The sequence below is a fragment of the Serratia sp. PF-27 genome (assembly GCF_030053255.1).
Taxonomy (GTDB): domain Bacteria; phylum Pseudomonadota; class Gammaproteobacteria; order Enterobacterales; family Enterobacteriaceae; genus Serratia; species Serratia bockelmannii.
In genome coordinates this window covers 1-13,967 of the sequence record NZ_JASGBT010000009.1, presented here as the reverse complement: position 1 = coordinate 13,967, position 13,967 = coordinate 1, and the positions used below count along the sequence as shown (strand labels likewise).

14 protein-coding genes and 1 pseudogene are annotated in these 13,967 nt (G+C 61.3%); 1 reads left to right on the top strand and 14 read right to left on the bottom strand.

Features of this window, described 5'->3' with window-relative positions:
- Positions 1-29: 29 nt before the first annotated feature.
- The 12 genes from rbsK to QMZ29_RS03995 form a co-directional block, all read right to left on the bottom strand.
- A complete protein-coding gene (gene rbsK, locus QMZ29_RS04050; RefSeq protein ID WP_060434995.1) occupies positions 30-956 on the bottom strand; it encodes a ribokinase in 927 nt (308 codons plus the stop codon).
- The gene (alsK, locus tag QMZ29_RS04045) at positions 953-1,861 is read right to left on the bottom strand and encodes an allose kinase (RefSeq protein WP_261426791.1); all 909 of its coding nucleotides are present in this window, start codon (positions 1,859-1,861) and stop codon (positions 953-955) included. Before alsK ends, rbsK begins: the two co-directional genes overlap by 4 nt.
- 10 nt (positions 1,862-1,871) lie before the next feature.
- A complete protein-coding gene (gene alsE / locus QMZ29_RS04040; protein ID WP_033639463.1) occupies positions 1,872-2,543 on the bottom strand; it encodes a D-allulose 6-phosphate 3-epimerase in 672 nt (223 codons plus the stop codon).
- Between the two features lie 31 nt (positions 2,544-2,574).
- Positions 2,575-3,609, bottom strand: coding sequence for an ABC transporter permease (locus QMZ29_RS04035; protein ID WP_025304131.1), 1,035 nt, complete (start codon positions 3,607-3,609; stop codon positions 2,575-2,577).
- Between the two features lie 10 nt (positions 3,610-3,619).
- On the bottom strand, positions 3,620-4,606 hold the full coding sequence (locus QMZ29_RS04030; RefSeq protein ID WP_049208215.1) for an ABC transporter permease: 987 nt from the start codon (positions 4,604-4,606) through the stop codon (positions 3,620-3,622).
- Positions 4,599-6,116, bottom strand: coding sequence for a sugar ABC transporter ATP-binding protein (locus tag QMZ29_RS04025; RefSeq protein ID WP_043142616.1), 1,518 nt, complete (start codon positions 6,114-6,116; stop codon positions 4,599-4,601). The genes QMZ29_RS04030 and QMZ29_RS04025 overlap by 8 nt, the downstream gene beginning before the upstream one ends.
- A 2-nt stretch (positions 6,117-6,118) precedes the next feature.
- Positions 6,119-7,102 carry a substrate-binding domain-containing protein gene (locus tag QMZ29_RS04020; RefSeq protein ID WP_025304134.1) on the bottom strand — a complete coding sequence of 328 codons (984 nt, stop codon included), beginning with the start codon at positions 7,100-7,102 and terminating at the stop codon, positions 6,119-6,121.
- A gap of 47 nt (positions 7,103-7,149) precedes the next feature.
- Entirely contained in the window at positions 7,150-7,968 is an 819-nt protein-coding gene (locus QMZ29_RS04015; RefSeq protein WP_033644759.1) for a DeoR/GlpR family DNA-binding transcription regulator, read from the bottom strand.
- Between the two features lie 311 nt (positions 7,969-8,279).
- The gene (locus tag QMZ29_RS04010) at positions 8,280-9,605 is read right to left on the bottom strand and encodes an MFS transporter (protein ID WP_043142622.1); all 1,326 of its coding nucleotides are present in this window, start codon (positions 9,603-9,605) and stop codon (positions 8,280-8,282) included.
- A complete protein-coding gene (locus QMZ29_RS04005; protein WP_043142626.1) occupies positions 9,602-10,255 on the bottom strand; it encodes a DUF4286 family protein in 654 nt (217 codons plus the stop codon). The genes QMZ29_RS04010 and QMZ29_RS04005 overlap by 4 nt, the downstream gene beginning before the upstream one ends.
- 49 nt (positions 10,256-10,304) lie before the next feature.
- Positions 10,305-11,651: an amidase gene (locus QMZ29_RS04000; RefSeq protein WP_261426783.1), complete on the bottom strand. Its 1,347-nt coding sequence runs from the start codon at positions 11,649-11,651 to the stop codon at positions 10,305-10,307.
- Positions 11,651-12,364 (bottom strand): DUF2848 domain-containing protein, encoded by a 714-nt coding sequence (locus QMZ29_RS03995; RefSeq protein WP_025304139.1) that lies wholly within the window; start codon positions 12,362-12,364, stop codon positions 11,651-11,653. Before QMZ29_RS03995 ends, QMZ29_RS04000 begins: the two co-directional genes overlap by 1 nt.
- A 162-nt stretch (positions 12,365-12,526) precedes the next feature.
- Between QMZ29_RS03995 and QMZ29_RS03990 the strand changes: the two genes are divergently transcribed.
- The gene (locus QMZ29_RS03990; protein WP_261427048.1) at positions 12,527-13,171 is read left to right on the top strand and encodes a GntR family transcriptional regulator; all 645 of its coding nucleotides are present in this window, start codon (positions 12,527-12,529) and stop codon (positions 13,169-13,171) included.
- Between the two features lie 224 nt (positions 13,172-13,395).
- Here QMZ29_RS03990 and QMZ29_RS03985 read toward each other — a convergent pair whose 3' ends face one another.
- Together QMZ29_RS03985 and QMZ29_RS03980 are read right to left on the bottom strand one after the other, a co-directional pair.
- A complete protein-coding gene (locus tag QMZ29_RS03985) occupies positions 13,396-13,713 on the bottom strand; it encodes a BrnA antitoxin family protein (RefSeq protein ID WP_033639455.1) in 318 nt (105 codons plus the stop codon).
- Positions 13,676-13,903, bottom strand: a pseudogene (locus QMZ29_RS03980) (BrnT family toxin); the annotation flags it as partial. The gene QMZ29_RS03985 and the pseudogene QMZ29_RS03980, both read right to left, overlap by 38 nt.
- Positions 13,904-13,967: the final 64 nt, after the last annotated feature.

Genomic DNA, 13,967 nt, shown 5'->3' with positions numbered 1-13,967 from the left:
TGCCGCCTCTTGGCCGCAGCCCGTTATCGTCACGCGAACGCCCGTTGGCGTTCCAACGCCTCCTCATAGCTCGGCATCGACCCCGCCGCCCCGGCGCGTTCCACGCAGACCGATGCGTAGGCGGCGGCAAAGCGCACCGCATCGGCTAACGGCACCTGATTTGCCAGCTGCGCCGCCAGGGCGCCGTTAAACGCATCGCCCGCGCCGGTGGTGTCTTTCGGCTGTGCCGGAAACGCCGGGATCAGCTCGCTGTTTTCCCCATCCGAGAACAACGCCCCCTGCGTGCCCAACGTCACGATCAGCAAACGAATGCCCTTGGCGTGCAACACCTGCGCCGCCTGGCGCGCCGAAGCCACATCGCGCACCGGCACGCCGGTCAGCAACGTGCACTCGGTGGCGTTGGGCGTCAGCAGATCGACCTGCGCCAACAGGCTGTCCGGCACCGGCTGAAACGGCGCCGGGTTGAGTATGATGAACGTTTGCGCTTCGCGGGCAATGGCGATCACCTGCTCGATCGCCGGCAGGTTGTTCTCCAACTGGGTCAACAGAATATCCGCCGCGGCGATCGCCGGGCGGCACTGGCGCACCTCGTCTTCGCTGACCGTCAGGTTGGCGCCGGGATCGACGGCGATCATATTCTCCGCCTCCTCGCCGGCAACATAGATAAGCGCATTGCCGGTCGGGCAATCGCCGGTCGAAAACAGCGTCACCGCATCGAAACCGGCGGCGGCGAGGTGGCGCCGGGCGAAGGTGCCGAAGTCGTCGCGCCCCACCTTGCCGATATAATGCACCCGCGCCCCGGCGCGCAGCGCGGCGGTGGCCTGGTTGGCACCCTTACCGCCCGCGCCCATCATGCTGTTGCGGGCGATCAGCGATTCACCGGGCTGCGGAAAGCGCGCCATGCCGGCGACGATATCTAGGTTGAACGAACCGAACACGCAGACTTTGCCTTTCATTGCGGGTACTCCCTGCTCAATTGGAGGTGGCGCCGGGCGGCCAGGCAGGCGCCTTTGCTGCCGGTTTCATCGGTCAGGCGGCTGACGGAGATCGCCAGCCCCTGCGCCGGCTGCGGCCCGCGCAAATGGCGGCGAATCTCTTGCTCAAGGTGCGCCAACGGGAAACCGCTCATGGCGATCACGCCGCCGCCCAGGATCAGCCGCTGGGGATCGAGCACGTTCATTTCGATGGCGATGGTCTGCGCCAATCGTTCGACGAAGCGCCGCAGATCCGGATGATCGCCGTGGCGCTCGAACAGACGTTCGAACGGCGTCTGCGCCGCGTTGGCGCGCGCCCAGCCGGTCAGCCAATGCCCGGAAGTCAGGCTCTCGACGCAGCCCCGTTTACCGCACGGGCACTCGCCCTGATGGCCGGGCCAGGGAATGTGACCCAGCTCGCCGGCGGCGCCGTGCGCCCCGTGATAAAAGTCGCCGTTCAGCCACAGGCTGTTGCCCATGCCGGTGCCCAGATACAGCCCCACCGCCACCTGCGGCAGCGCCGGCAGCTGCTGCAAATCCCACCACAGCAGATGGTTGACGTCCTTGTCCATTCGCACCGGCAACGCCAACACATCGGCCAACAGCGCCGCCACCGGCTGGGCGTCCAGCGCAGGAATAAACGGCAGCGACAGCACCCGCGAGCGATCGCGACTGAGGATCCCCGGCAGCCCCAGCATCACCTGCGCCACCTGACGATCCTCGCAATGCCCGGCGATCAGGCGGCCCAACGCCGCCAGCGGATCGGCCTGCTGCGCCCAGTCGGCGGTCGCTATCTTGCGGTACCCGCTGAACTCGCCGTCATCATTCATCAACAACAGGCGGGTATTGGTGCCGCCGACGTCAACGCCAAGAAAATGCCGCATCATGTCCCCCGCCTCAGGCCGCCTGCCGCATTTGATCCAGCATTTTTTCCCATGCCGTCTCCAGATCCGGATCGAGGTTGAACAACCCGGAGCTGCCGACGATCAACACCTCCGCGCCGGCGCCCATCAGATCGCGGTAGGTCCGCTGATTGCAGGATCCGTCGATCTCGATCAGATAGCGCAGATTTTGCTGGCGTTTCAGATCGCGCAACTGACGGATCTTTTCCAGCATTTCGGGAATGAACGGCTGCCCGGCATAGCCCGGATCGACGGTCATCACGGTGACCTTGTCCAGCAGGTGAAGGTAGTGGCGGATAAACTCCACCGGCGTGGCCGGGTTCAGCACCACCCCCACTTTTTTGCCCAGCGCGCGGATTTGATTGATCACCCGAAACGCGTCGCGGTTGATGGTTTCGGCGTGCGGGCAGATAAAGTCCGCCCCGGCGCGGGCGATCGGGTCGATGAAATCGGTCGGGTTCTCCACCATCAAATGCACATCCAGCAACAACGAGGTGTGCGGGCGGATCTGTTCGATAAAGAACGGCGACAGCGTGATGTTTTTAACGTAGTGCCCGTCCATGATGTCGATATGCAGCATATCGGCGCGGCGATTCAGCACCGCCAATTGCTGGCGGATATCCATCAGGTTCATGCACATCAGTGAAGGTGAAATCTGGTATTTCATTAGCGTTATCCTGCGCAAAAGGGAAAAGGGATCAGTGGCCCGCCGCGGTTCTGGCCTGGGCCGCGCTGCGGCGCATCGCCCGCCGCTGCCGATAGCGATGCCGGAAAAACTTCATCGCCAGCACCGCGATCAGCACCGCGCCCCACATCGCCAGACTGAAATGCGGGCTGACGTTCATCAGGTTCAAACCGGTCGCGATCACCTGCAGCACGATCAGCGCCAATACCACGCCGCTGACCCGACCAAAACCGCCGAACGGATCGGTGCCACCCAGAATGATCGCCAGCACCGTCAGCAGCAGGTAAGAGTCGCCGTAGCCCATGCGCGCCGAGTTGAAGCGCGCCATCATCACCAGCCCGGCAATGACGCACAGCAGGCTGGAGAGGGTGTAAATGGCGATCAGCACCCGATGGGTATTCACGCCGCTGAAGTGGGTAGCGTTGATGTTGCTGCCGCTCATGTAGATGCATTTGCCGAGCCGGGTTTTCTGCAAGAACAGCGCCAGCAACGCGGCGACCACCAGGAAGATCCACAGCGGTACCGGCACGCCCAGCACGCTCTCAGCGCCGATAAACCGCACGATCTCCGGCATGCCGCTTAGGGCCGCGCCGCGCGTCAGGTAGATGCCGATACCGTTGACCGTGGTCATGGTGGCCAGCGTCACCAGAATCGGATGTGCACCGACGTACGCCACCAGTGCGCCGGTCGCCGCGCCGATAAGCCCAGCCAACAGCATCGCCGCCGCCAGTGCCAACACCAGCCACAGCGCCTGCAAGCCCAGCCCGGCGTCCGCCGGCAGATAGCTGATGAACAGCCAGGCCATCAGCAGGCTGGTCAGGTTGGCGCTGGCGATAATGCACAGGTTCAGGCCGCCGCTGAGGATCGGGATGAACATCGCCAGCGTCAGCAGGCCCAGCTCCGGCAACTGGAAGGCCACGCTGGTGAAGGTGGCGCCGCTGAAGAAGCGCCCCGGCATCAGCAGGCTGAAGGCCAGCACCACCGCCAACAGCAAGGCCAGCAAACCGACGGCGGCCCCGTCTGGACGAAATTTCAGGTTGTTGCCCATCAGGTGCTCCTCAGGCGAAACCGACGTCGGTTTCTTTGCGTTTCTTGTAGTGAGTGACGGTGATCGCCGCGACGATCACCAGACCGATCACCACGTTCATGAAGTAGCTGGACACGCCGATCAGGTTGAGGCCGTTTTTCAGCACGCCGATCAGGAACACGCCCATCAGCGTGCCGACCACGCTGCCCTTGCCGCCGTTCAGGCTGGCGCCGCCCAGCACCGCCGCCGCCAGCACGTCAAGCTCGCCGCCCACCAGCGCGTTGGGCACCACCTCCCCCATGCGGTACACCTGCACCAGGCCGCCGATCGCCGCCATCGCGCCCAGATAGCCATAGGCGAACAGATGCAGCAGGCCGACGCGGATGCCGATGCGCCGCGCCGATTCCGCATCGCCACCGACGGCAAACAGCTGGCGCCCGAGGTGCGTTTTGTTCAGCAGCAGCCAAGTCAACAGCGCCACCGCCAGCATCACCAGCGTCGGCAAACCGAGCTGATAGCTCTGCTCACCCAGTTGGAACGGCAGCACGCTGCGCGGCAGCGTCCACCAGTCCGGCAAGGCGTACAGACTGCGGCCGTTGGTCAGCCACATCAGCATGCCGAACAAGAACGCCTGCATGCTGATGGTGACAATGATCGAGACGATGCGAAGGCAGTAGATCAGCAGCGCGTTGACCATGCCCAGCGCGGCGCCGATCGCCAACGCCAGCAAAATGCTGCCCGCCGGGCTGGCCAGGCCGTAATGCGTCGCCAGCGTGGCGATCAGGTACTGCACCACCGAGGCGACTGCGGCGAAGGAGATATCGATGCCGCCGGTCACCAGCACCACGAACAGGCCGAGGGCGAAAATGCCGCTCACCGCGTAGCTTTCACTAAGATCGAGCAGGTTCTGCACCGTCAAAAACCGATCGCTGAGCAGCGAAAAGACGATGACCGTCAGCAGCAGTACCCAGGCCAGATAGCCTTCGTTGCCGCGCGGTTTCAGACTGAATCTACGCATTGACCGCCTCCGCCAGCTGCTGCTGGCTCACCTGCCCCGGCAGGTATTCGCCGATCACGCTGCCGCCGCTGAAGTGCAGCACCCGATCGCAGTTGTAATACACCTCCGGCACTTCATCGGAGATCAGCAGAATGGCGATCCCTTCCTGCGCCAACAGATGGATCAGTTGGTAGATGCTGGCCTTGGCGCCAACGTCGACGCCGACGGTCGGCGAGTCGAGGATCAGGATCCGCGGCTGGGTCAGCACCCACTTGGCCAGCACGATCTTTTGCTGATTGCCGCCGGACAGCGTCGAAACCGCCTGATCCGGATCCGCCACCCGCACGCCGAGTTTGGCAATCCACTCCGCGACGATGCGATTCTTGCGGTAATCGTCGATCAGGCGAAAACGCCCGCGCAGCTTATCGAGAATGGTCAGCACCGCGTTATCCGCCACCGACTGTTGCTGCACCAGCCCCAGCGTCAGGCGATCCTCCGAGACGTAACCGATGCCGGCCTTGATCGCGTCCTCATGGCCGCGAAAGCGTACCGGTTTGCTGTCGAGATAAAGCTTGCCGCTGTCCGGGCGGGTCATGCCGAACAGGCTCAGCGCCAGCTCGGTACGCCCGGAGCCGAGCAGTCCGCACAGCCCGAGCACCTCGCCCTGATGCAGGCGGAAGCTCACGTCCTGATACTGCCCGGCGCGGCTGAGACGATCCGCCTCCAGCATCACCCGATCCTTATTCATGCTCGGTGACTTCAGGCGATAATCCAGCTTCAAGCCGGTCATCAACTCGGTCAGGCGATCGCCGGTGATCTCCGCCGCCGGCCAGGTGCCGATCTTGTTGCCATCGCGGATCACCGTGACGCGATCCGAGATCTCCAGCACCTCGTCCAGCCGGTGGCTGACGAACACCACGCAGATGCCTTTCGCTTTCAGGTAATCCACCGTGCGCAGCAGCTGATTGACCTCGGTGCGGGTCAGTGAGGCGGTCGGTTCATCCATGATCACCAGCCGCGCTTCCGCCACCAGCGCGCGACAGATTGCCACCTGCTGGCGCTGGGCAATCGGCAGCTCCGCCACCCGTTTGTCGAGATCGAGATTAAAACTCAGCTCCTGCAGCAGGCGCTCGGCGGTGCGCCGCAGCCGCGCCGGCCGGTGCCACCCCAACAGCCCGCGCAGGTTGTGCTCGAAGGCGATGTTTTCCGCCACCGTCAGGTTGGGAAACAGCGACAGATCCTGATAGATCACCTGAATGCCGAAGGCGCGCGCCTGATCCGGCGACAGCCGGCCGAAGGTTTGCCCATCGAGGGTAATGCGGCTGCCGTCATCCGGTTGATACACGCCGGCGATCGCCTTGATCAGCGTGCTCTTGCCGCAGCCGTTAGTACCGGCCAGGCAGTGCACCTCCCCCGGCATCAGCGCCAGTGAGATATCGTTCAGCGCTCGCTGCCCGCCGAAGGTCATCGACAGCTGTTGCAACGCGATCAGCGGTGCACCCTGCGTTGCCGTATTGCCGGAAATCGCCATGATTACAGCCCCATTTTCACCAGCTTCGGCAGGTTTTGCTTATCCAGGCTTTCGGTGGCGTTGCCGAGAATAGTGTGCTGCTGCGCATCCACCTGCACCTTGCCCATGCCCTCGATGGTCATGCCATCGGTGATTTTTTCTCCTTTGTGCATCATGTCGGCGATGCGCACGAACACTTCGCCGGCCACCATCGGATTCCAGATATAACCGCCCTTGATGGCGCCGCGATTGACCAGCGAAGCGCCCTGGCCTGGGCTGAACGGCCCAATGACGCAGATATCGTTGCTTTTGCCGCGGTTGAGCACCGCGCGCCCGGCGCCGATCGGCCCCTGCGAACCGAACGCCAGCACGCCTTTCAGATCGGGATATTTGGCCATCAGATCGTTGGTGGTGCGCACACTGTCATCCAGCGATTCCCCCACGCCGAACTTGTCGCCCACCAGCTGCATGTTCGGGTAGTGCTGCTTCTGGTAGTTGATGGCCGAGTCCGACCAGGTGATGTGCAGCGGCACCGTCAGGCTGCCGACATACACCGCATACTTGCCCTGCTCTTTCATGCAGGCGGCCAGCGCTTTCATGTGGTTGACCCCGTGCTGCGAGGCGTCCACCAGCTCAAAATCCCAGTCGGCGTACTTCTGGCCGGGGGATTCGTGCACGATCACCTTGATGCCCGCTTCCTGCGCGCGCTTGAGCACCGGCTCCAGCACCCGGGCGTCGTTCGGCACCACGCCGATAATGTCCACCTTCTGCGCGATCAGATCCTCGATGGCGCGCACCTGCAGCGCCGGATCCGCCGCCGTCGGCCCGACCATCCAGGCGTCGATGCCGCGTTTGGCGCTCTCGCTTTTGATGCCGGCCTCCATGGCGTTGAACCAGGGAATGCCGCCGATCTTCACCACCACGCCCATTTTCAGCTTGTCCGCCGCCTGCGCGGAGACCGACAGCAGCAGCGAGGCAAACAGACCGACCAGTACGGATTTTTTCATTGTTCTCTCTCCACAAGTGTTGGCTGTAATAAAGGTTTTCGTTGTTGTTATCGCGCCGCCCTTTTCGCGGCGGGTGAAACTTCAATCACGTCGACGTTATTCCAGGCCAATTCCTGACGAAACTCGTCGTCGCCAAGCCTGTCGGTGATCAGCGTATCTATTTCCCGGTAATGGCAAATGCGAGCGAACGAGCGGCGGCCGAACTTGTTGCTGTCCACCAGCAGGAACTTGCGCTCCGAGGCCAGCAGCATCTGTTGCTTCAGCCGCGCATGGTGCTCATTGCTCTCGCGGATGCCGCCGTCCTGGCAAATGCCGTGGCAGGAGAAAAACAGCTTGTTGATCACGAACTCTTTCAGCATCTGCTCCGCCAGCACGCCGATAAAATCCTCGTACTTGGCGGAATACTCGCCCCCCAGCCCGATGGTGCGCACGTTGGCCTTGCAGGCCAGCGTCTGGATGATGTGCAGCGAGTTGGTCAGCACCACCAGCGAGATATCCGGCAGCTGGCGCGCCAAAAACCAGCTGGTGGAGCTGCTGTCCAGCAGCAGGCAATCCCCGGGCGCGATAAACTCCAGCGCGCGTTTGGCGATGCGCGTCTTCTGCTCCGGCGACTCATTGCTGCGCTGGCGGAAGGACTCCCCCTGATCTATCTCGGCGGGCACATAGGTTTTTTCCACCGCCGGCGGCTCGACGAACACCGCGCCGCCGTGGCTGCGCAGCAGCAGGCCGCGCCGTTCAAGCAGGGCCAGATCACGCCGCGCCGTCTCGATAGAGATGTGGCACAGCTGCGCCACCTCCTGCACCATCACGCGGCCGCGCTGGCTCAAGACTTCGGTAATAAAGCGATGACGTTCTACAGGCAGCATGTTTCTTTTCTCCTCCACGACGATGATTACGATATCGATTTGCCGCGCCGCGTTTTGCGCGCAGACGCAAAGCGCATCGCCCCGCGGTCGGTCAACGATCGCGCTGTGATAGTTGTCAAAAAAATCGGGAAGGAAATGAAATGAATAATTACGAAAGTGTGGAGTAACAGGCAGTTATGATGTGTGTGCGTCTTAGACAGACAGGAGAGAAACGGTAAACGGTCACAATTCCACGGTCCGCAGCATGACCGTTAATGACCGTTTTTGTGGTTTTGACCGAGCGCCGGCCCCAAAGTAGCCCGGCGTTCTATTTACAGCGGCTTATGCGCCGTTTCCCGCGCCGCCCATACCGCCCAAAGTGTGATAAGCAGAGCCAACGCAACATAGGCGGAAATCGCCAGCGTGCTGTCGTAAGATTTAAACAGAGAAGTGATGATCAGCGGGGCAAAGCCGCCACCGATAATCCCCGCCAAGGTATAGGCTAACGAAGAGCCGGCATAACGCACCCGTGTCGGGAACTGTTCCGTGATGAATGCCGCCTGTGGCCCATACATCGCCGCATGGATCAACAGCCCAATCACCACAGCCATGCAGATCAACACCGGTTGACTGCTGTCGAGCAGGACGAAGAACGCAAACGCCCACACTATCGCCGCCAATGCACCGCCGATATACACCGGACGACGGCCGAAGCGATCCGACAACGCGCCAAACAGCGGTACTGCGACGGCGTTGCCTATCGCCCCCAGCATGGTGGCACCCAGCGCCAGCGGGCGCGGCAGATTCAGCACGGTGGTGACGTAGGTCAACGTGAACACGACCACCAACGCATAGAGCACGTCAGAGCCGATACGCGATCCGCCGGCGATCAGCAGCGGACGCATGTGCTGCGTGAAGACTTCGCGCACCGGCGACTGCGTAACATCTTTCGACGCCTCCAGTTGCAAAAATGCCGGCGTCTCACCCACACCCCGGCGCAGCCACAAACCGAAGATGACCAGCACCAGACTCAGCAGGAACGGAATCCGCCAGCCCCATTGCTGAAAATCGTCCGCCGACATCGCCAACGTCACCAGCGTAATGAGGCCTGTGCCGATCAACGAACCGCAGGACGGCCCTACCTGAGCAAAGGACGCGTTGCGCCCGCGCTGATGCGGCTTACCGTGTTCCATCGACAACAGTACCGCACCCGCCCATTCTCCGCCCAGCGCAATGCCCTGAATAAAGCGCAGCGTCACCAGCAGCAGTGGGCTCCAAATCCCCCAGCTGGCGTAGCCGGGCAGCAACCCCATCAACGCCGTGGTCACGCCCATGATCACCAGCGTGGTGACCAGTACAAAGCGCCGTCCCAACACATCGCCAAGGTGGCCGAATAAGATGCCACCGATCGGCCGGGAAACATAGCCCACCGCGTAAGTGGAGAAAGCCAGAATCGTGCCCACCAGTGGATCGAACGATGGGAAGAATACATGGTTGAAAATCAACGCGGCCATGATGTTGTAGACGGTGAAATCGTACCATTCCAGCGCCGTACCGATCGAGCTGGCCGCCGCAAGTTTGCCGGTATTGGGCGTTGCGGCGGCACTTTCTGCGGCCGGTGCGGCAACCTGTGCCGTTTCAGTGGTGTATGCATTCATGATGTCAGCTCCTGTGCAGTCAGTTGCCAGCCAAGGGCATAATGCCAGGCATCGGCGGCGGGCATGTTCAGCGCTTCAGCGGCCTGCTCGCTTAAACGCAGGCCGGCTTCGGCGTCGCTGCTTTCGATCAATAGCATCGGCAACATTCGGCGGTTTTCTCGCGATTCTTTCGGCAGCGGGGAACTGAGTTCGGCATCCGGCGTCAACAGGCTGCTGCGCACGAATCCAGGCTGTTCAGCCAGCTGCGCGCCCAGTTGCAAGATGCGGGCATGCAGCGCTTCCGATGCCGCCGAAGGCAGCACGAAGATACAGAGATGACTGCCGCACCCTTGGCCAGTGACCGCCTCCACCGCACACACTCTGCGCATTGGATCTCGCATTTTCTCCAGGCTCGCCACCGACCATGGCGTTTGGTGTTGAAACGCGGCGCGATAGGCTTCGGAGGTAAAACTGGCCAACGATTCGGTTTTATACAGCCCCAAATATTGACGCCCCCCCTGCAATGCCCGATAGCGTGTGCCGGATAAAAAGCCGGGCACCCGCACTCGCTCCTCCACATGTTCGCGGTCATACCAGCGATTGAAATCCGCATCATCCTGCGTGGCGACATCCGTCGCGACAAACAGCATTCCGTTCTGGGAATCGTTCATGAATATTCTCCTGGTCATCTCAAAAGGCAGGCCTGCGCCCACCGGAAAATCACGCGTCGGCGAGGCAGCGCTCGATCGCCAGCGCCCACCCCAACAACGCCTCATCACGCATCGGCAACCCAGCCAGCATCAGTCCGACCGGCGCCTCTCCTGGCTGTTGGCAAGGCAAGGACAACGCGCAACCGTCGAGGAAATTGATGATCGCGGGATTGCGCAGCATCAGTCCGTTGCAATGGAAGTAGGCATCATCCGCCGCCAGCTCGCCGATAGTTGGCGCAATCAGCGGCACGGTCGGCATCAGCAAAGCGTCAAAACTCTGCAGCGCCGCCGTAACTCGCCGCTGCCAGTCGGCACGTTGTCGCTGCAACAGCTGCAGCTCAGCATCGCCCAAGGATGCACCGCGGCGAATGCGCGACAGCACCCTTGGGTCATAGCCATCGGCCCGTTCAGCGATCAACGCTTGATGCCAGCGCCAGGACTCCAGCGCGGTGAAACCGCCATCGGCATTGATCGCCGCCAGCTCGGCGAACGCCGTGGCGGGGATCAATTCAATACGTGCGCCTGCCTGACTCAGGCATTGCAGGCTGCGCTGGAACGCCCCGGCAACTTCCGGCTGCAGTTCATCCAGCACCACCGCTTGCGGCACGGCAAAATGCGCCTGCGCCAACGTTTTTTGCAGCACCCGCAGCGGACAGTCGGCAATCAGTGCATCCAGCGCAATACAGCTGGCGACGTCATGAGCGATCACGCCGATCGAATCCAGCGAAGGCGACAGCGGCAGTAAGCCAGCGTCATTGATGCGCCGTGCAGTGGGTTTATATCCGGTCAACCCGCACAGCGCGGCGGGAATGCGTACCGACCCGCCGGTATCGCTGCCAATCGCGCCCAGGCACATGCCGTCGGCCACCGCCACCGCCGCACCGGAAGAGGAGCCGCCGGGAATGCGCGCCGCCTGGCGCTCCCAAGGATTGGCCGGCGTCCCGTAATGCGGATTGATGCCCAGACCGGAATAGGCGAACTCCGTCATCGTCGTTTTGCCAACCACCACCGCGCCGGCTTGCAACAGCCGTTCCACTACCGCAGCGTGTTTTTCAGCGGCTGGCGCGTCCGCTAATACGCGCGAACCGGCCGTGGTCACCTCACCGGCCACGTCAAACAGATCCTTGACCGAGATCGGCACGCCATCCAGCGCCGACAGAGGCGAGCCGGCGGCGCGTCGCCGATCGGAGGCCTGCGCTTGCCGTTGCGCCCACTCGGTGTATGTTCGCGTAAACGCGCGCCCCCCCTCTCCCCGCTCATCGACGATCTGCGCCAAAGCGGTGGTGGTGAGTTGCACTGCGGTGAACTCACCGCTAGCCAGCCCGGCGGTGGCCTGCATCAAAGTCAGCTTTTTCATTACGCCACCACCGGCAGTTCGATGCTGCGGTAGCGATGACTGATGGTTCGCCCGAGCACGTCGTCCACCAGTTCCATGCGAAACTCGCCAGCCGGTCGAATGCCGCCGATCGCCGCCACCGTGCCGCAAGTCATCGCCAACCCGTCGGGCGTTTGCGGCTGCGCCAGCCCGCACTCCGGCGGCTGCATACCGGTGAAGTAACGTTCCAGCAAATCACCGGGCGTACGCAACGCGGCAAGGCAGCCCTGTTGATACAATCGCCATTCGCCCTCTTCCCTGATCCACGAACGCAAGATCAAACTGTCCCAATGTTCCAACACCTCCTGGAGCGGCCAGGCGGCTCGCGCCACCGGTTTAACGCAAATCTGTTTCGACAGCGCCACGCTGTGCGCTTCGAGTTGACGATCGGTGTGATCGGACGCCAATGACACGAACAGTTCGCCGCGGTGGGCAAAAATCAGCGGTTCCACTTCGCCGGACGTCGCGTTGCCAATGACTTCAATGGTCTCTTGCTGGCTCAACTGATTGGCGGCAACGCGGTAAAACAGGGGGATTGCACTGGGCTGGGGCACGCCCAGCTCGGCCAATTCACGAATATGGTGCAAGATCGCCTCGCGATCGCGTCCGGTCCAACCGGCGATCACCAGATGATCAATCTCAACATTCAACGTCGCCGCGCCGCAGGATTCAGGTAAAGTGAAGGTCAGTCTCATGGCAGTTTCGCCCCTTTTGTTAAAACACTGTGAAATTTCACTATATCTTTAGTTACCAAATAAGCGATTTCCATGCCATGTTTTTGTGTACTATGTCTAAAAACTTTCTTCTTGCAGGAGCAAAACGTGAAGACTGTTGACGCAGAAAGCCCGCAGCGCCCGATGACGGAAGAAGCCGGCGTGTCACTGAACGAGCTGGCCTACCGGCGTTTCAAACAGGCGCTGGTCACACTCAGCTACAAGCCGGGCGAATATCTCAATACCGCGCAGGTGATGAACGACCTGGATATGGGGAGAACGCCGATCAATCAGGCAATCCACCGCTTGGCCAACGAGGGGTTATTGCAGGTCATCCCGCGCAAGGGCGTGATGGTTTCACCGTTGTCGATGGACGATGCGTTGGAATTGATCGAAGTAAGGCTGGCTAACGAGATGCTGTGTATGCGGCTGGCAAGCCAGAAGATTACCGAGAGGCAGATAGCAACGCTGACCGAACTCAATCGGCAAATCGAAGCCGCGAGCCAGGAGCGAGATAGGGTGCGCATGATGACACTCGATCATGAATTTCACCAGGAACTGGCGCAGATCGCCGGCAATAACATGCTGGCGGATATCCTGAGTGTACTGCACGCCAGGGCGCAGCGTTTTTGGGCCAGCACCCTGTCGCGGGAAGGGCATATGCGCGAAGTGATCGACGAACACCAGGCAATTATCGCCGCGCTGGCCGCACAAGACAGCGCCGCCGCCGCCGAGGCCGCGCAGGCGCATATCCTGTCATTCCGCACTGCGCTGCTGCACGACGGGTAACCCCGCGGCGCAGGATATTACCGGGAATAGTTATGATGACCCTGTTCTGCCGATGAGCAGGAGATAAACGGTAAACGGTCACATTTCACGCTCCGCGGAATGACCGTTTTTATAGTTTTGATCGAGCTCCATCGAGAGGTGGCCGACGTTGGTAGGCGTTGCCTTAAAAAACAGCAAAAAAATCCGGTGAGAATCTCACCGGATCGTTAGCCGCCTGACACACATTATTCTTCGTGCTCATGCTCTTTCAACATCGCCTCACGCAACACGGCGTTCAGGCGTTTCTGATAGCCTTTGCCTGGCCGCTGAAGCCAAGCCAACACATCCGCATCGATTCGGATGGTTTTTGATACTTTCATCGGCTTATAAAAACGCCCCTGAACCGCAGTCTGCCACGTTTCTTCCCCCAGCGCCGGCGCATCGGCATAATCGATGTCCTCGTCCGGCAACGCATTCAGTGAAGCAATTTGCGCTTTCTGCTCCTCCGTCAACGGCGGGAGTACGCTATGGGCCAGATTTTTGGCGGAATTTTTGCGCTTCATATCTTCCCCTCTCTTTGGCATCGGCCTTGCGTGCTGAAATGATACGCACGATCTCGACGGTATCGCCTTCGACATCCGTTTCGATCGTCGTATGTGCCACCAGCAACAGCAAACAGGATCCGACCATACCGATCGTTTGCCAACGTTCTTCTCCATCCTCGATCCTTTCCAGCACAGCCAAATGGTTGGGTGATCCTACCCGCGTAATGTGGACACTGCGCTAAGCGAGGTTCTTGTTTTCAAATTGTTCCGGG